Genomic DNA, 16,882 nt, shown 5'->3' on the forward strand with positions numbered 1-16,882 from the left:
CAATTGATTACACATAAATCGATAAAAAAGCCGCAACATATGTTGCGGCTTTTCGCGACACACGGTTTACTTAATCACCTGTGTAACCTTTAAGTTTTAAACGTGCAGCATGTAGTAGAGGTTCGGTATAACCTGAAGGTTGTTCACCACCTTTGAAAATCAAATCTGAAGCAGCTTGGAATGCAATTCCTTCAAACCCAGGCGACATCGGCGTGTACTCTGGATCATTGGCATTTTGTTCATCCACTACTTTCGCCATACGCTTAAGCACCTCTTCAACCTGTGCTTTTGTCACGATACCGTGACGCAGCCAGTTTGCAACGTGCTGTGAGGAAATACGTAAAGTCGCGCGATCTTCCATTAGGCCAACGTTATTAATGTCTGGCACTTTCGAACAACCCACACCTAAATCAACCCAGCGCACAACATAACCAAGAATACCTTGACAGTTATTTTCTAGCTCTTTGGTAATTTCATCGGCAGACCAGTTAGTTTCTGTGGCTAATGGTGGTGTCAGCAAGTCATCAAGTGAAATCGGCTGTGTACTTAACAGCTCTTGTTGACGCTCTGTGACATTGCACTGATGGTAATGGATGGCATGGATCACCGCACCAGATGGTGAAGGCACCCAAGCACATGATGCACCTGCTTCAGGATGCTCAATCTTGGTGTTATACATGTCTAGCAGCATGTCTGGTTTTGGCCACATGCCCTTACCAATTTGTGCTTTTCCACGTAAACCTGCTTGCAAACCAATCATAACATTGCGGTTTTCATAAGCTGGGAACCATTTTTGTCCTTTGATCTCACCCTTACGAACAAAAGGACCGGCTTCCATGAAAGTATGAATCTCATCACCAGTACGGTCCATGAAGCCTGTATTAATAAAGATGGTACGATCTTTGGCCTGGGCAATACAGTTTTTCAGGTTGACCGAAGTACGACGCTCTTCATCCATAATACCGACTTTGAGCGATTTTTCAGGTAAGCCAAGCGCCTTTTCAACGCGCTCAAACAGCTCAACCGTAAATGCAACCTCCTCTGGGCCATGCATTTTTGGTTTAACAATATACATCGACCCTTTGCGCGAGTTCTTAATGGTATTTTGACCTTTAATATCCACCACGGAAAGCAGTGGCGTAATCAAGGCATCCATAATACCTTCGTAAATTTCTTCACCATCAACCAAAATTGCAGGGTTAGTCATCAGGTGACCCACATTACGTAGCAGCATCAACGAACGGCCATGTAAAGTTGTGGTTCCACCAATCAAGTTTTTACATGTACGATCTTCACTGAGTTTACGTGTGATAGTTTTGCCATTTTTTTCAATTGACTCTTGCAATGTGCCTTGCATGAGCCCTAGCCAGTTACGATAACCTTCGACTTTTTCCTCTGCATCTACCGCAGCGACTGAATCTTCTAAATCCTGAATGGTCGTGATCGCAGCTTCAAGCACAAGATCTTTCACCCCTGCTGCATCTGTTTGACCAATTGGACTGGTCGCATCAATTTCGATAATGACATGTAAGCCATTATTTTTAAGCACGATTTCAGTTGGTGCTTGTTCATCGCCATTAAAACCAACAAATAAGGCTTCATGTTTCAAGGTGGTGCTTTCACCAGATTTTAGTTGAATCACCAGTGTATTGTGCTCAACGCTATATTTTACTGCATCTGAATGAGAGCCTTGTGCCAATGGGAATGTTTCGTCTAGAAAGTTTTTTGCAAATGCAATCACTTTGGCACCACGCGCAGGATTGTATCCCTTGCCTTTCTCAGCTCCTCCTTCTTCAGAGATCACATCAAAGCCATATAGCGCATCATAGAGTGATCCCCAACGCGCGTTGGCAGCATTCAGTGAATAGCGTGCATTACGCACAGGAACCACCAATTGTGGTCCAGCCAGCAGTGCAATTTCTTCATCCACATTCTCTGTGGTAATTTGAAAATCTTCGACTTCAGGTAATAAGTAACCAATTTCTTTGAGAAAGGCTTTATAAGCACCTAGTTCAAATGTGTTATTGCGATGCCATTCATCAATTTGAGATTGTAAATCATCTCGCTTCGCCAAAAGTGCCTTATTTTTTGGGCTCAGATCGACAACGACCTGCTCAAAGTTTTTCCAGTAGGTTTCACTGTCTAACCCCGAAGCAGTTAACGCTTCATTTTCTATAAAATCGTAAAGTTCTTTCGCAATCGCGAGCTTGCCTTTTTGAATACGTGCCGTCATCGTCTTTCCTGATATTGCTACTTTTTATACAAGAGATTCTAGTATAACCATTTATACCATCCTGAATAGCAGAATCACATTGTGAAATAACAAACATTTCACAGTAAAATTAAGCACCCAATTTACTTCGTTGTGTCTTGCAATCTCAGAAACTGAATTCTTGGTTTAAAGTATATAAAGTATGATCCATGTTAAAAAATAGCCAAAATTGGCTGGTTTATTCAACATATCCAAAACAACATGATTAGTTATAGCAAAATTTTTAGATTATTAAACAGATTTGAAAAATAATTTTTATGTGGATTTAAATATAATAAGGCATTCAAAATGAATGCCTTATCTTTAACTATGATGTTTTTGCGTCATCAATTTGTCGGTGAGCTGCGTGTAAATAATCGTCCGACTGCATTTCAAGCAAACGCGAACGGGTTCGCTCAATTTCAAACGCCAGTTTCTCGCCTTCGTATAACTCAATAATTGAATCTTGCGAAGTAAGTAGGAGCTTTACGCCGCGATCGTAAAATTCATCAACCAGATAAATAAAACGACGTGTGCCTTCGGAGAGGTAATCATTAAGATGCGGAACATTGCTTACCAAGACTGTATTGTAGATATTGGCAATCTCAATAAAATCGGCTGGACTACGTGGCTTAACACACAATTCTGAAAATTCACACCACAGTACATCTTCGGTATGGCCTAAGGTTTCGACAATCCGGTTATTAATGGTAATCGGCTCTTGAGAAACCGTTTGTGAACGGGTAATTGCCTCAAAACGCTGTGTCATCCACTCACTTGCATCGGCACTTAACGGATATTTAAACAGCTGTGCCTGCTTGAGAACACGAAGTCGATAATCCACACCTGCATCGACATTTAAAATAGTACAGTTTTTTTGCAATAAATCGATGGTAGGTAAAAAGCGATCACGGTGAATACCGTTTTTATATAACCCTTCCGGTGCAATATTGGAGGTAGCCACCAAAGTCACGCCACGCGCAAACAGCTTTTGAAACAGGTCACTTAAGATCATAGCATCGGTGACATTCGATACAAAAAACTCATCAAAGCAGATAATCACGGCATCTTTATAAATTTTGTCTGCAACTTGATCGAGAGGATTGCGCTGCCCCGAAAGCTTGTTGAGCTCACGATGTACATGCTGCATGAAATGATGAAAATGCATGCGTGTTTTACGACGAAATGGAATTGACTCAAAAAATTGATCCATCAGCCAAGTTTTGCCACGTCCAACACCGCCCCACATATATAAACCTTTTGGTGAAGTTTGACGGCGAAAACGGCGAAAAGCCTTTTTAGATGCCTTATAACGATTTAACAGTTCTTGCCAAACACGCTCAAGCTCACTGACCGCTTGGGCTTGAGCTTCATCTGGCATGAATTGTCCGGACGCTAGCGCTTGTGCATAGCGTTCTGCTGGCGATAAGGGCGTAAAAGCGGTATTGTGCGAAGCGCTACTATTTGACATATCGTTCTGTGCTATCTGGGTCTGATGAAAAGTATATTAGATGTTGGTTGAATACATATAGAACTTTAGCTGCATAATGCAACACAACTTATTTACCATAGCGCCGGGGGCTTTGTCCAAACCATCGCTTAAATGCATGATTAAATGCAGCAGGTTCAGAGTAACCAAGCAATTCTGCAATCATTTCAATTGAGTATTCTTTATATTCCATAAGTTTGAGTGCTTTATCCTTAATCAACTGTTCACGTATTTTTTTATAGCTGGTATCGTGTTGCTGTAATTGGTGTCGAAGCGTTCGCTCAGGTATATTCAGTGCAAAAGCCGTTTCTGCCATCGTTGGAATAACACCTTGTTGTAACTCCAGATAATCATGCACTTGCTGCACGAGCAGTGGTTGCTTTTTTTGCTCGGCATTTAAGCGATCAATTTCTGTCTGGCATTTCACCTCATATACACGATGCGTAATTGCATCGGCAGATGGAATTTTTACATCCAGCACATCCGCATCAAGACTAAAAGCCGCACACGTATGGCCAAAATGCAGATTAAGACCATAATAATCGTAATATTGATGCAGTATTTGAGGGTCCTGAGGTGCTGAAAATGGCAATTCAACCCGAATCTCTGGCGCCATGAGCCCCATCATTTTATAAATATCTTGAATAAACTTATAAGTGCCTGAGACTTCACACTGTGCTCTGAGCAAACCTATTGAAGAGTTTAAATCTGATGGTCGGTATACCAAAGAAGTTTTTGCTGTGGTCGTGATTAGGTCTAGTTCACCTGAAAGATGAGTCAGTTTTTGATATTCAATGCCTTTACAAATCGCTGTGCGGATACTGTCACTCGTAACAAGCAGCATCAATAGAGGGCCATAACCTGCCAATGCATAATGCTGCCCAATAAACAGTCCGTTTTCAGGCGCAACATCTTTTCCAATCACATACTGGATGTCCCACTCAAGTGAGTCATGAATGATCGAGTTCGGATCGATTGCATCGAGCTTAATTCCAATGGATGCCAAGCGTGTATCTACGTCGATACCCGCATTTCGCATACCTTGGATAAGATACATAAGTCCGAGGATGGAGCGCTTCATTCTTTCAACTATATTAAAACTACCAAAATGTTTTACTATAAATACCAATTAATTTTAATTGCCGAATCTATCAATTTTAATGGCAGTGCAATCATGGAATTTACAGATAGCAGTCTTTAATCTCATGCTTAAGGTTTAACCAAGGAATAAATCATGCAGCATGCATCCTATCAAAAGATTCAAACAATAAAGATTGCCATTATTGGAGCAGGTTTTGGTGGTTTAGCCATGGCCATTCGACTACTCCAAAACAATATTCGTGATTTTGTCGTGTTAGAAAAAGCAGCAGATTTAGGTGGAACATGGCGAGACAATCAGTATCCGGGGGCAGCCTGCGATGTTCAGTCGCATATGTATTCCCTTTCATTCGCTCCCAAAACTGACTGGTCTAAACGCTATGCAGAAGCCGATGAAATTTTTGGATATATGCAAGATCTAGCAGCGCGTTATCAATTCAAAGAATTTTGTCGTTTTGAACATGAAGTCATTTGCGCAAAATATGATGAAGATGGATGTTATTGGCATATCGACATTAAAGACCAAGCACCACTTCAAGCCCAATTCTTAATTTTTGCTTCGGGGCCTTTGCATGTTCCGCAAATCCCGCATATTCAAGGCATTGAAACATTCAAAGGAAAAGTGTTTCACTCATCTCAATGGGATCACAGCTACGATCTAAGTAATAAACATGTTGCATCGATTGGCACAGGTGGTAGTGCAATTCAATATATCCCCGAAATTGCACCTCAAGTCAAACAGCTTTACGTGATGCAGCGCACCGCAGCATGGGTAATTCCGCGCGATGAACGACGTTATTCAAAGCTGGATCAAGCATTATTTAAACACTCTGAAGCGTATCGCAAGCTGCATCGTACTCGACTGTACTGGAGTAATGAATCGCGGGTTGTACCGATTGTTAAACCCACCATTATGAAATACGGGCAAAAACTGGCAGAAGCATTTATTCGTTATCAGGTAAAAGATAAGCAACTTGCCCAAAAACTTACACCCGATTTTGTCATGGGGTGTAAGCGAATTCTAATATCGAACAAATACTTCCCGACGTTTAATCGAGAAAATGTAGAACTTGTTACAGACGGCATTCGGGAATTAAAAGCACATAGCATAGTGACCAATGACGGTAAAGAACGCCCCATTGACTGTTTGATCTATGGCACGGGCTTTGTAACCGATCCGCGCATTTATCTAAAAAAGTTTGAATGCTATGGCAAGCAAAATATTGAACTCAAAACAGCGTGGAAAAATGGTCCAGAAAGCTATTATGGTATTTGTACGGCAGGCTTTCCAAATCTGTTTCAGTTACTCGGCCCCAATACCGTATTGGGTCACAATTCAGTGATTTTCATGATTGAATCACAAGTCGAGTATATTTTACAGTTAATTAGAAAAGTCGATCTGTCACAATGCAGCGCCATTGAAGTTAAACAAGAACAACAAGATCGATTCAATCAAAAAATTCAACAGCAATTGCAAGGTACCGTATGGCAAGCAGGAGGATGTGTCAGTTGGTATCAAACCCAAGAAGGAAAAAACTTTTCACTCTGGCCAACGTATACTTGGCAATACTGGCTTCAAACCCGTAAAGTTGATATCGCGGATTATCATCTCTGGTCAAATCGGTATGCAAAAAAGATTGCAGTATAATTGATGATCGTCATAATAAGTAAGTTGTCTACAGCTTACTTATTTCATGCAATCTCTTCTTCTTATTACACAAATTTTAATTGTAGGTACTCTGGGTTATTTTTTGGGGCCTCGTTTATCTCAAACATTGCAGAAGCTTGTATTTAAAGTACTGCCTTATTTTTCTTATTTACTGCTTATGGCGGTCGCTTTTGAATTTAGCTTTGCATTTCATCAGCTCAAAAATCCACAACAAATTTTGCCAACTGCGCTGATTCTGGCTTTCTCGACCACATGTGCTTCGTTTGTAGTGTGTATGCTTGCCTATCAGCTTTTAGATCGTGATAGCGTGCAAGGTAAAATTTCATTTTCACTATTTTTAAACGCAATTAAAAATATCAGTCATGCCTGTCTGGCCTTAATGCTAGGGGGAGCTATTGGCGCCATCTGTTTATGGCAAAACTGGGATCCGCACTTTAATAGCTGGTATTTATTGTTATTGTTTATTTTCCTCATTGGGATTGAACTGGCTTTTACACGCTTAGACAGATCATGGCTCAGCTGGAAAATACTGGTGGTGCCATGTGCTGCAATTTTAGGGTCTTGCTTGGCAGCGTTGGGATGTCATTACTTTCTACATGACCTTTCACTTAAAGAGACCTTCGCGCTCTCCCAAGGGTACGGCTGGTACTCGATGTCTGGTATTTTACTGACACAGCTACATTCTAGTGAACTCGGTGGAATGGCGCTCTTGACCGATTTGTTTCGCGAAATTTTTGCAATATTGTTGATGTATTGTTTTGGCTGGCGATTCCCTCGCTCGGCAATTTCTAGCGCAGGTGCTACATCGATGGATGCTACGCTGGCCATGGTCAAGCAGTCATGCGGCACACATTATGTGCCGTATGCGATGGTCAGCGGCATTATTCTGTCATTGCTTGCACCAATTCTGATGAGTTTGGTGCTTATGCTTTAAGCAAGGCTAGATAAAATACTTTTGAGCATTTCATTTGGATTTTCTGCACGCGTGATTGGGCGACCAATCACCAAGTGCGTCGAGCCATCCAGCATGGCCTGTTTCGGTGTCACGATGCGCTTTTGATCATCAGCATTGGCGCCTTCAGGTCGAATACCTGGGGTTACCAACGCAAAATCTTGACCTAAAAGATCACGCAACATCTTTGCTTCTTGCGCCGAACATACCACACCATCAAGACCGCTTTCTTTAGTAAGTTGAGCTAAGCGTTTTACCTGTTCAGACGGCTCAATATCTAGACCAATATCACGTAAATCTTCACGACCCATCGAGGTTAATACAGTCACGGCAATCAGTTGTGTCTGATAGTTTCCTGCTTTAAGACGTTCAACGCAGGTTTCCATCATTTTACGACCACCCGAGGCATGAACGTTCACCATCCACACCCCCAAATCTGCTGCCGCACATACGGCTTGTGCTGTGGTGTTTGGAATGTCATGAAATTTCAAATCGAGGAATAGTTCAAAACCGCGATCTTGCAAAATTCTGACTGTTTGCGGCCCATCGTGAGTAAATAGCTCCTTGCCTACTTTGACACGACAAAGTGATGGATCGAGCTGATCTACAATGCTCAAAGCGTCATATTGGCTCTTTGCGTCTAAGGCAACAATAATACTCACGAATCTAATTCCACAGCTTAAAATTCGGGTAATTATAGATGTATTCATGCTTTGCACAAAGCATGAATGTGGTTTTTATCAAAAAAAGCGTCTAAGACAAGTCCAATCGACCTTATCTTTGTTCAGAAATCAGTATTGCACGCGTATCTGCTTCAAGCGCCTCAAAAATGTGTTCCTGATCGGCCGGATAACAAATGTAATCACCCTCGTTCAGAATCTTAGGCTCAGATGTCAGCCCCACTCTGGCTCGCCCTTTCATAATGACAATGTGCTCAACACTTCCAATCGGATGTGGATGACTTAATCTTGGTTCTCCCGGTTGCGTGGTTAAAATATATAGGTCTCGACGAGCACCCGTCGGACATACCGCAAGAAGGATGGCCTGATAGTGCGCTACTTCGGATGAAACCGATGGCCCCTCGCCAAATCGAATAATTTGAGTCTGGGGGCTATGACTTTCCATTAATTTTGCAAAAGGAATATCCAGTGCAACACACAGCGCCCATAATGTCTCAAGGCTTGGATTACCTTGAGCAGCTTCAAGTTGCGATAAGGTAGATTTTGCAACTCCAGCGCGCCGTGCTACTTCTGCCAGTGACAAACCAGCTTTTTGTCTTTCTCGCTGTAAATTTTTAGAGACAATTTCAATGGGCAACGACATATCTCACCATAAAAAACGATTGTTCGTTTTGACGAACGATGTAGAATAAACTATTATAACGTACGTTCGTTTGATATAAAAAACAATCATGTCAACCAAAACATACATTTCTCTCGCTAAAGCCATCATATTGATTTCCATTGCGATTGGTATCGTTGGTCTATCACTTGGCTCGGTCGCTGCCAGCTTTGGGCTTCCTATGTGGATTCCAGTACTGTTATCTGTGAGTGTTTTAGCGGGCGCGGCAGAATTTACTTTTATTGGTATGGTTGCTTCTGGTGCACATCCAATTTTTGCAGCATGTACAGGTATCCTGATTAATTTACGTCACTTGCCTTTTGGCTTATCAGTCGCAGAATTTATCCAAAATAATCGTTTAAAATTTTTGGCCTGCCATATTATGAATGACGAAAGTGTCATGTTCGGTTTAAGTCAATCGGATCTGGTACTCAAAGCTAAGGCCTACTGGTTCTGCGGTATTTGCATTGCAATTTTTTGGCCTTTAGGCGTTATCTTAGGCTATATTTTGGGTCGATTTATTCCAGATATTTATGCGTTTGGTATCGATGCCGCTTTTCCAGCAATTTTATTTGCGCTCATTATGCCGATGTTAAAAAACAAGACCACCCGGAAACGCGCTTTTCTTGGTGCAGGACTTTCGCTGACCTCAATCCCGTTTCTTGCAACAGGATTGCCTGTTTTAGTTTCAATGTTGGGCCTTTTACTCGGAAGAAAATCGAAATGAATACTAATGAAATCATTATTTTTATTGGAATAATCGTGCTTTCGGCGGGTACTTATCTGATTCGCTATACTGGCTTCTACCTTGCCCACCAAATTTCATTTCAAGAAAAACACAAACAACTCATGTCTGATGCTGCATGCGTATTGTTATTCACGTTAGCCGTTTTTAACACGTTATTTGAACAAGATCAGTTTAGTGGAATGAGTAAGCTAATCGGTGTGCTCGTGGCAATCGGTATTGCTTGGAAAAATGGCTCTTTGGTATTTGTCATTCTTTCAGCCGTAGGCACCACTGCAATTTTACGCTTTCTCGGAATTAAATAAAAAAATGGCCCTTAGATAAGAGAGCCATTTTATTTGTAATCATCACAACTTAAAAAACTAGTCTGTATGCTATTTAAAGTGGATTACGGTTTTGAGGTTCAGGTTGTACATCTAATACGGTTTTTTCATGTCTTACACTGGCTGCGGCCTCGGCAGCAGCGATCTGAGCAGTTTGAATCTGCTCTTTACGTAAGTATTCAATATCTTTACGTAGTCTTTTAATTTCCCAGCTTTTCTGGATTACCTTAAAGACTAACACCCCTAACAATAGGCCGATGACAACGCCGAGCACCAAAGTCAGTAAGAGTAACAAGCCCAATCGCATAGCAGGAACTTGAGTAAACAATAAGTCGACCGGTAATTCTGTTGGATTTTGAAGTACCAATGCTAATGAATATCCGAACAAAATAACGAGTAATGCGACAAGTATATAACGCATAAAGACCTCATTTTATTGAGTTTATAATTTATTTAGTAATTGCCTCATTCACGGCATCACGAAGTGCTTTACCGGGCTTAAAATGAGGAACAGCTTTTGCAGCAACTTCAACCGATCTGCCTGTTTTAGGGTTACGGCCTACACGAGGTTCTCTATGATGCAACGCAAAGCTCCCAAAACCACGAATCTCGATACGATTATCATTTGATAATGCATCGATCATTTGGTCGATCATGATTCTGACTGCTTCTTCAACCAAAGGTTCAGCCAAATGTGGATTTTTTAAAGCAATACGTTCTATTAAGTCAGACTTGTTAAGTGCTTCAGTAGTCATCGATGACCTCTTTAATTATTGCTGCTTTGAATTAAGGTTTATAATAACCTGTTTAAATACAAAACGGTAGCGCAGTACACTAATACTACGCTACCGTTTACAGTAATTGTATAAAAAGTACCAATTAGTTACACTAACCGTATTTTTTTAACAGTACTTATTTCATTTGCGCTTTAATCAAGTCACCAATAGTCTTAGGACCATTGTCTTGAGATACAGAAGCTGTACGAAGGTTCGCAACCGCTTCTTTCTCTTCAGCTTCGTCTTTCGCTTTGATAGACAAGTTGATAGAGCGAGATTTACGATCTACGTTGATGATTTTCGCTTCAACTTCTTGACCAACTTCTAGGAACTTAGTTGCATCTTCAACGCGATCACGGTTGATTTCAGATGCTTTTAGTGTCGCTTCGATTTCGTCACCTAACTTAACAGTAGCGCCTTTAGCGTCTACAGCAGTTACAGTACCTTTAACCAACGCACCACGTTCGTTCGCAGCTAAGAAATCGTTGAATGGATCGCTGTTCAATTGCTTGATACCAAGGCTGATACGGTTGCCTTCAGCGTCTACAGACAAGATAACCGCTTCAACAGTGTCACCTTTCTTGTAACGACGGATAGCTTCTTCGCCTTGTTCGTTCCAAGAAATATCAGACAAGTGTACTAGACCGTCGATACCACCTGGTAAACCGATGAAGATACCGAAGTCAGTGATTGACTTGATCGTACCAGAAACTTTTTCGCCTTTCTCGTGTGCTTTAGCAAACTCTTCCCATGGGTTAGCACGAGTTTGTTTGATACCAAGAGAAATACGACGACGCTCTTCGTCCACTTCAAGAACCATAACATCAACTTCGTCACCAATCTGAACAACTTTAGATGGGTGGATGTTTTTGTTAGTGTGGTCCATTTCAGATACATGAACAAGACCTTCAACGCCTTCAGCGATTTCTGCGAAGCAACCGTAGTCAGTCAAGTTAGTTACACGTGCTTTAACGATAGAACCTTTAGGGTAACGGCTCATGATCGCTAACCATGGATCTTCACCAAGTTGTTTAAGACCTAGTGATACACGGTTACGCTCGCGGTCAAATTTAAGTACTTTAACAGTAACTTCTTGACCCACTTCAACCACTTCAGATGGATGCTTGATACGTTTCCAAGCCATGTCTGTAATGTGAAGAAGACCATCAATACCGCCAAGATCAACGAACGCGCCGTAATCAGTAAGGTTTTTGATGGTACCAGTAACAGTTTGACCTTCTTCAAGCTGAGCAAGAAGCGCTTCACGGTCAGCTGAAGATTCAGCTTCCATTACCGCACGACGAGAAACAACAACGTTGTTGCGTTTTGCATCAAGCTTGATTACTTTAAACTCGAGCTCTTTACCTTCAAGGTGAGTCGTGTCACGGATAGGACGAGTGTCAACCAATGAACCTGGTAGGAACGCACGAACTGGACCGATGTCAACAGTGAAACCGCCTTTTACTTTACCAGAGATAACACCAGTAACGATTTCGCCGTCTTCAAAGATTTTTTCAAGTTTAGTCCAAGTTTCAGCACGTTTAGCTTTTTCACGTGACAAAACTGTTTGACCCATACCGTTGTCAAGCGCTTCAACAACAACGTCAACAGTATCACCAACTTGAACTTCAAGTTCACGTTGATCATTTAAAAATTCAGTACGGTCAACAACGCCTTCAGATTTAAGGCCAGTGTCAACAGTTACCCAGTCACTATCGATGCTAACAACAACACCTTGGATGACTGCACCCTTTTCTACATTGAGGTTTAATTCACTTTCTTCAAAGAGGGCTGCAAAAGATTCGGTCATGATATACCTGATAAAGTCAGCGGTCTTGGATCAGACAAGGCCGGTTTAGTTAAGTCTCTACATAGTCCGTGTAAAACTGATCAAGCTATGCTTCAACTGATTGTTAATTTGTTTTAGGCCAAACGAAGATCGATGTAATCTGTCATTAACTGAAAAACATCGTCGATAGATAACGCCGAACTGTCGATAATATAGGCATCGGGTGCAGGACGCAGAGGGGCAACCTCTCGTTCCATATCACGCTTATCACGTGCCTGTATATTGGCCAAAATGTCGTTTATTTTAACATCAAGCCCCATACCCTGCAACTGTTTTACACGGCGCTCTGCGCGAGATTCTGCCGATGCAGTGAGGTAAATTTTCGCTTGTGCTTCCGGAAAAATCGCAGTGGCCATATCACGACCATCGGCGACCAAACCAGGTGCTTGAATAAATGCGCGCTGGCGATCAAACAATGCTTGACGAAGCTCTGGCACAGCAGCCACCTTCGATGCGTATTCACCCACATGCTCTGTTCGAATCGTTTTGGTGACATCTTGCCCTTCCAGATCGATCGATATTCCACCAGATTGAGTATTAAATTGAATATCCAAATGCTGTGCAATCTTCACACATTCATCTAGCTGATCTGAAAGCTGATCGAGTAGCTGTTTGTTGTGCAATGACAGCCCCAGCAAACGATACAATGCGCCCGAGTCTAGAAGATGAAATCCGTAATGTGATGCAAGCTTTGCCGCAAGCGTTCCCTTACCTGATCCACTTGGACCATCGATTGTGATGATATGCGCTGTCATTGAATTATGGCTAACCTATCAATTTTGCTAATTTTGAAAAACCTAGTGTAATGGCTGACTTGAGTTGTGCAAGAATTAATTTACTTACAAAGGGTACTTTTGCTGTTAATTCAATCGTATAAATCACTCGCGTACGTGTATCTGAGAGTGCTTCAAACTCGATAATCCCAATATGATGCTTAATTAATGGATTATGGATCAATTTATATTCAATACGCTTATTTTCTTCTAAATAAGTGATTTCTTCTTGTATGGGTTTAACTGGACCAAACCCCATTCTTCGAATTGATCCAACTCCATCTGGCCGTGCCGGATCAGATGAGTCTTTCACACGCACAACCTGTATAGGAGCAAATAGCTTGTTATAGGCAGAGTGTTTAGACAAAACATCAAAAACCTGATCGATAGACGCATTAAATTCTTTTTTTACCGTTATTGCGTTCATATGCTTTCCTTTGACAATTCGAATTGTCGAATCAACATACTCAATTTAACGCAATTACTCAAGGCCATCATTTTCAGAAGATGTATGCATTCAGGTCAATTTAATCTGAGCTTTGCGCACTATATTGCAATCGGAGTAATCGCTTTTGTTCACGGCGCTTTTTAAAAAAGTCACTCAGTTGAGTCGAACATTCTTCTTGCAAACACCCATACTCATAAATAAATTTATGGTTGAAATAACCCAAGTTTAAAAGTTGACGCGCACTCACAAGCGAACCAGCTTTTGGCTCAGTAGTGGCAAACACGACGCGATGTATGCGCGCATGTACCAAAGCCCCCACGCACATTGTGCATGGCTCTAAAGTGACATAAAGGGTCGCATCTTCAGGGAGTCGATAATTTTGAATTGACTCGCATGCCATTCGGATGGCACGGATTTCAGCATGTGCAGTAGGATCATGCAAGCTGATTGGCGCATTATAACCTGAGCCAATGATCTTATTTTGGCTCACAATAATGGCACCCACTGGCACCTCGTTACATGCACCAGCAACAGCGGCTTGCTCGAAAGCAAGCCGCATCCACTGTTCATCTGTTTCTTTTTGATCAGACATTTTGCTTAATTCATAATGCCGTAATGCTTCAATAGCTCATTCCAGCTTGCAATATCCGTTACTGGCGGATGGTCACCTAAAATCCCTTTCAAACTTAAATCTTGGGTATTTTTCCATGCAGGAGACAAATCCTTATCGACCAGACGCGCACGCACTCCTTCTACAAAGTCAGGATGGCGAATTTTCCAGTCTGAGATTTGCGCTTCAAGCTTAAACACTTCGTCCCATGCATGTACTTTTCTGCCCCATTGCCACAACAACCAAGTGATTGCAGCAGTGCTTGGAGAGCCTTTTTGCAAGTTTTCACTGGCCTGACGTAGCCAGTCGCTTCGAGCATCGATTAACCCGACAATCGACTGATAATCCTGTTCGAAGTTTTGACCCTTACATACACTATGAATCACATCGAGTGAATTTTGTAGCGGACCCGCTGCAACAGGACGATGCAAACTATTTAACGTGTCATCAATGGCTCTAAAATTTCCTGCTGGATAATGAGTCCAGTCGATATCCAGTACTTTTTTAAGTACATTGTCACGCTGTGCATCGCAAATGTGGGTCGCCCAGCCGATACTATAGGCCCCTGCCGCGGTCATGATGGAACCCGTTAATCCGGTAAACAACCCTACAGGCCCACGGTCGGCCAGAAAACGACTGGCTCCTACATCAGGATAAAGGCCGATATTGATTTCTGGCATTGCCAAGCGTGAGTACGGGGTAACCAGTCTGAACGGTGCAGCCATAAATAGACCAAGACCACCACCCATTACATAACCCTCACCCCAAACAATGATGGGTTTGGCATAGTTATGTAGCAGCAAATCAAGCGCATATTCTTTTTCAAAGAAACGATTTGCACTGTCGACTTCCTGATTAATCACCAGTTGTCTTAATTTGCGTACATCTCCACCTGCACAAAATGCTTTTGGCGTAGTGGAATCCAACCAAATGGCTTTTACTTCGTCATCTTCATGAAACTCTTCAAACACCTGCAACAGCGCGGTGACAATCGACTCATCAAGTGCGTGTAGGGATTTCGGACGGTTAAGACGAATAATACGCCAACCATTACTTGCTTCTTCAACAATTAAATCCGGATGATAACGTGTTACGTCGGAAGAATTACTCATGCGTCCAGCTGCCAGTCTATTGGCTCAATGCCATGTTGTTTCAGATAATTATTTGCTTTGGAGAATACTTTACATCCAAAAAATCCACCACGATTTGCGGCAAGTGGAGATGGATGCGCTGCTTTTAATACCAAATGTTTTTCACGATCAATACGCTGACCTTTACGTTGTGCGTAAGCACCCCATAAAATAAAAACAATATGTTCACACTGCTCATTTAATACATCAATCACGGCATCGGTAAACTGCTCCCACCCTTTACCCTGATGTGAAGTCGGCTGTCCTGCCTCAACGGTTAAAACACTGTTCAGCAATAATACACCTTGATCTGCCCACTTGGTTAAATCACCATGCTTGGACAATGGTATGCCTAAGTCAGTATTGAGCTCGTGAAAAATATTTCGAAGTGAGGGTGGCAGTGTAATGCCTTTTTGCACAGAGAAGCTTAGCCCATTGGCTTGGTTGGGCCCGTGATAGGGATCTTGTCCTAAAATCACCACTTTGACATCAGCCAACGGTGTTGTATTAAGCGCATTGAAGATTTGCTTACTTGGCGGATAGATGATCTTGTCTTGATTTTTTTGCTGCATCAAGAATTCACGCAAGTCATCCATGCGTGAACTTAACAAAAATTCCGCTAAAGAATATTTCCAACTTTCATCCAACTGAACTTTACTGAGTTTTTCATGTTGTTGCTCAGTCAACTGCATTTTTTCATCCTAAACGCTTATTTCATACCATGTAATGATGAGTGATAGGTTGAGTTAAACCTGAACCTGTAACTCAACCTGTGGATTTTTAAATCGATTACCTTGCTTTAACTTCTCATACATTAGTGCATCTGTCCATTCAGTTTGCACTTGTTCTGAGAAAATAATATCTTGCAAATGAAGTTGTCCCATTTGCGGGTTTTCAATATCTTCAATAAAGCTTTGCGCATATCCTGTATCTGTTTCATGCACAATCACAGAATATACCTCGACATCCCCTTCACCATTTTGCGTGATGGTTGAGTTAAGCACCTGTTGCGCTAGATAAAAGAAAATACGTGAAAATTGCTCCGCAGATGGCGACACTGGCAATGATACCCAACGCGCACTAAACTGTTTGCACGCCTGAATATATTCAGGACTGTCGTCTTGCCAGAAACAGATCGCATGATCAAAACTGTCATACAGCTCTTTAATCACACCTTTAAGCAACCCAAAATCGTAAACCATCTGACCATGATCGAGTTTATTGGCTTTAAGTAGCAATTCAACTTTATAGCTGTGACCGTGGATTGAACGTTTGCAACGATCTGAGGTACAGTTACGCACAATATGCGCATTTTCAAATTTGAATAACTTACGAATTAACATGCGTCCGATCAAACTTCGACAACTAGATCGTACATTATAGATCAATTCGTCAGGCATTACATTTCTTTTAACGTTACTGACAATT

General features: G+C 41.7%; 18 protein-coding genes. 4 read left to right on the plus strand and 14 right to left on the minus strand.

The window, feature by feature from the left end; translation table 11 throughout:
* Positions 1 to 70: 70 nt before the first annotated feature.
* The 3 genes from L2096_RS00420 to L2096_RS00430 all read right to left on the minus strand — a co-directional run bounded on the left by L2096_RS00420 (position 71) and on the right by L2096_RS00430 (position 4,821).
* On the minus strand, positions 71 to 2,233 hold the full coding sequence (locus L2096_RS00420; protein WP_250364681.1) for a malate synthase G: 2,163 nt from the start codon (positions 2,231 to 2,233) through the stop codon (positions 71 to 73).
* Between the two features lie 346 nt (positions 2,234 to 2,579).
* Complete coding sequence (gene zapE / locus L2096_RS00425) at positions 2,580 to 3,722, minus strand: cell division protein ZapE (RefSeq protein WP_250364682.1); 1,143 nt, start codon at positions 3,720 to 3,722, stop codon at positions 2,580 to 2,582.
* A gap of 88 nt (positions 3,723 to 3,810) precedes the next feature.
* Positions 3,811 to 4,821, minus strand: a complete 1,011-nt coding sequence (locus L2096_RS00430) for an AraC family transcriptional regulator (protein WP_004938675.1) — start codon at positions 4,819 to 4,821, stop codon at positions 3,811 to 3,813.
* Between the two features lie 153 nt (positions 4,822 to 4,974).
* Between L2096_RS00430 and L2096_RS00435 the strand changes: the two genes are divergently transcribed.
* Positions 4,975 to 6,486 (plus strand): flavin-containing monooxygenase, encoded by a 1,512-nt coding sequence (locus L2096_RS00435; RefSeq protein WP_025095504.1) that lies wholly within the window; start codon positions 4,975 to 4,977, stop codon positions 6,484 to 6,486.
* 46 nt (positions 6,487 to 6,532) lie between these two features.
* Complete coding sequence (locus L2096_RS00440) at positions 6,533 to 7,441, plus strand: LysO family transporter (RefSeq protein ID WP_250364683.1); 909 nt, start codon at positions 6,533 to 6,535, stop codon at positions 7,439 to 7,441.
* On the opposite strand, the gene pyrF is transcribed toward L2096_RS00440, so the two are convergent.
* Entirely contained in the window at positions 7,438 to 8,121 is a 684-nt protein-coding gene (pyrF, locus tag L2096_RS00445; protein WP_025095502.1) for an orotidine-5'-phosphate decarboxylase, read from the minus strand. The genes L2096_RS00440 and pyrF overlap by 4 nt on opposite strands.
* A gap of 112 nt (positions 8,122 to 8,233) precedes the next feature.
* A complete protein-coding gene (locus L2096_RS00450) occupies positions 8,234 to 8,782 on the minus strand; it encodes a helix-turn-helix domain-containing protein (RefSeq protein ID WP_004948111.1) in 549 nt (182 codons plus the stop codon).
* A gap of 88 nt (positions 8,783 to 8,870) precedes the next feature.
* Here L2096_RS00450 and L2096_RS00455 point away from each other — a divergent pair, with 88 nt between their 5' ends.
* Together L2096_RS00455 and L2096_RS00460 are read left to right on the plus strand one after the other, a co-directional pair.
* Positions 8,871 to 9,527 carry an AzlC family ABC transporter permease gene (locus tag L2096_RS00455; protein WP_151745919.1) on the plus strand — a complete coding sequence of 219 codons (657 nt, stop codon included), beginning with the start codon at positions 8,871 to 8,873 and terminating at the stop codon, positions 9,525 to 9,527.
* Positions 9,524 to 9,850 (plus strand): AzlD domain-containing protein, encoded by a 327-nt coding sequence (locus L2096_RS00460; protein ID WP_025095499.1) that lies wholly within the window; start codon positions 9,524 to 9,526, stop codon positions 9,848 to 9,850. The genes L2096_RS00455 and L2096_RS00460 overlap by 4 nt, the downstream gene beginning before the upstream one ends.
* A 73-nt stretch (positions 9,851 to 9,923) precedes the next feature.
* Here the strand turns inward: L2096_RS00460 and L2096_RS00465 are convergent, their stop codons facing one another.
* The 9 genes from L2096_RS00465 to L2096_RS00505 all read right to left on the minus strand — a co-directional run bounded on the left by L2096_RS00465 (position 9,924) and on the right by L2096_RS00505 (position 16,797).
* On the minus strand, positions 9,924 to 10,289 hold the full coding sequence (locus L2096_RS00465; RefSeq protein ID WP_004938696.1) for a lipopolysaccharide assembly protein LapA domain-containing protein: 366 nt from the start codon (positions 10,287 to 10,289) through the stop codon (positions 9,924 to 9,926).
* A 28-nt stretch (positions 10,290 to 10,317) separates the two neighbouring features.
* Positions 10,318 to 10,623 carry an integration host factor subunit beta gene (locus tag L2096_RS00470; RefSeq protein WP_004938699.1) on the minus strand — a complete coding sequence of 102 codons (306 nt, stop codon included), beginning with the start codon at positions 10,621 to 10,623 and terminating at the stop codon, positions 10,318 to 10,320.
* Between the two features lie 157 nt (positions 10,624 to 10,780).
* On the minus strand, positions 10,781 to 12,454 hold the full coding sequence (gene rpsA, locus L2096_RS00475; RefSeq protein WP_004938702.1) for a 30S ribosomal protein S1: 1,674 nt from the start codon (positions 12,452 to 12,454) through the stop codon (positions 10,781 to 10,783).
* A 113-nt stretch (positions 12,455 to 12,567) separates the two neighbouring features.
* Complete coding sequence (gene cmk / locus L2096_RS00480; RefSeq protein ID WP_025095498.1) at positions 12,568 to 13,248, minus strand: (d)CMP kinase; 681 nt, start codon at positions 13,246 to 13,248, stop codon at positions 12,568 to 12,570.
* A gap of 10 nt (positions 13,249 to 13,258) precedes the next feature.
* On the minus strand, positions 13,259 to 13,693 hold the full coding sequence (locus L2096_RS00485) for an SRPBCC family protein (RefSeq protein WP_076032181.1): 435 nt from the start codon (positions 13,691 to 13,693) through the stop codon (positions 13,259 to 13,261).
* 100 nt (positions 13,694 to 13,793) lie between these two features.
* Positions 13,794 to 14,306 carry a tRNA adenosine(34) deaminase TadA gene (tadA, locus tag L2096_RS00490; protein WP_004938709.1) on the minus strand — a complete coding sequence of 171 codons (513 nt, stop codon included), beginning with the start codon at positions 14,304 to 14,306 and terminating at the stop codon, positions 13,794 to 13,796.
* A gap of 5 nt (positions 14,307 to 14,311) precedes the next feature.
* Entirely contained in the window at positions 14,312 to 15,436 is a 1,125-nt protein-coding gene (locus L2096_RS00495; RefSeq protein WP_004948124.1) for an enoyl-CoA hydratase/isomerase family protein, read from the minus strand.
* On the minus strand, positions 15,433 to 16,146 hold the full coding sequence (gene ung, locus L2096_RS00500; RefSeq protein WP_004938711.1) for a uracil-DNA glycosylase: 714 nt from the start codon (positions 16,144 to 16,146) through the stop codon (positions 15,433 to 15,435). Before ung ends, L2096_RS00495 begins: the two co-directional genes overlap by 4 nt.
* A 54-nt stretch (positions 16,147 to 16,200) precedes the next feature.
* On the minus strand, positions 16,201 to 16,797 hold the full coding sequence (locus tag L2096_RS00505) for a 6-pyruvoyl trahydropterin synthase family protein (RefSeq protein WP_025095495.1): 597 nt from the start codon (positions 16,795 to 16,797) through the stop codon (positions 16,201 to 16,203).
* Positions 16,798 to 16,882: the final 85 nt, after the last annotated feature.

Source organism: Acinetobacter sp. ACZLY 512, assembly GCF_023614015.1.
In the GTDB taxonomy this organism is placed as follows: domain Bacteria; phylum Pseudomonadota; class Gammaproteobacteria; order Pseudomonadales; family Moraxellaceae; genus Acinetobacter; species Acinetobacter soli.

What these genes read in the sequence shown, in the direction of transcription:
- L2096_RS00470 (WP_004938699.1), bottom strand. Translation starts at nt 10,623, where the DNA reads ATGACTACTGAAGCACTTAACAAGTCTGACTTAATAGAACGTATTGCT.
- L2096_RS00430 (WP_004938675.1), bottom strand. Translation starts at nt 4,821, where the DNA reads ATGAAGCGCTCCATCCTCGGACTTATGTATCTTATCCAAGGTATGCGA.
- L2096_RS00505 (WP_025095495.1), bottom strand. Translation starts at nt 16,797, where the DNA reads ATGTTAATTCGTAAGTTATTCAAATTTGAAAATGCGCATATTGTGCGT.
- L2096_RS00495 (WP_004948124.1), bottom strand. Translation starts at nt 15,436, where the DNA reads ATGAGTAATTCTTCCGACGTAACACGTTATCATCCGGATTTAATTGTT.
- zapE (WP_250364682.1), bottom strand. Translation starts at nt 3,722, where the DNA reads ATGTCAAATAGTAGCGCTTCGCACAATACCGCTTTTACGCCCTTATCG.
- L2096_RS00485 (WP_076032181.1), bottom strand. Translation starts at nt 13,693, where the DNA reads ATGAACGCAATAACGGTAAAAAAAGAATTTAATGCGTCTATCGATCAG.
- L2096_RS00435 (WP_025095504.1), top strand. Translation starts at nt 4,975, where the DNA reads ATGCAGCATGCATCCTATCAAAAGATTCAAACAATAAAGATTGCCATT.
- L2096_RS00420 (WP_250364681.1), bottom strand. Translation starts at nt 2,233, where the DNA reads ATGACGGCACGTATTCAAAAAGGCAAGCTCGCGATTGCGAAAGAACTT.
- L2096_RS00450 (WP_004948111.1), bottom strand. Translation starts at nt 8,782, where the DNA reads ATGTCGTTGCCCATTGAAATTGTCTCTAAAAATTTACAGCGAGAAAGA.
- L2096_RS00455 (WP_151745919.1), top strand. Translation starts at nt 8,871, where the DNA reads ATGTCAACCAAAACATACATTTCTCTCGCTAAAGCCATCATATTGATT.
- ung (WP_004938711.1), bottom strand. Translation starts at nt 16,146, where the DNA reads ATGCAGTTGACTGAGCAACAACATGAAAAACTCAGTAAAGTTCAGTTG.
- cmk (WP_025095498.1), bottom strand. Translation starts at nt 13,248, where the DNA reads ATGACAGCGCATATCATCACAATCGATGGTCCAAGTGGATCAGGTAAG.
- tadA (WP_004938709.1), bottom strand. Translation starts at nt 14,306, where the DNA reads ATGTCTGATCAAAAAGAAACAGATGAACAGTGGATGCGGCTTGCTTTC.
- rpsA (WP_004938702.1), bottom strand. Translation starts at nt 12,454, where the DNA reads ATGACCGAATCTTTTGCAGCCCTCTTTGAAGAAAGTGAATTAAACCTC.
- L2096_RS00440 (WP_250364683.1), top strand. Translation starts at nt 6,533, where the DNA reads ATGCAATCTCTTCTTCTTATTACACAAATTTTAATTGTAGGTACTCTG.
- L2096_RS00465 (WP_004938696.1), bottom strand. Translation starts at nt 10,289, where the DNA reads ATGCGTTATATACTTGTCGCATTACTCGTTATTTTGTTCGGATATTCA.
- L2096_RS00460 (WP_025095499.1), top strand. Translation starts at nt 9,524, where the DNA reads ATGAATACTAATGAAATCATTATTTTTATTGGAATAATCGTGCTTTCG.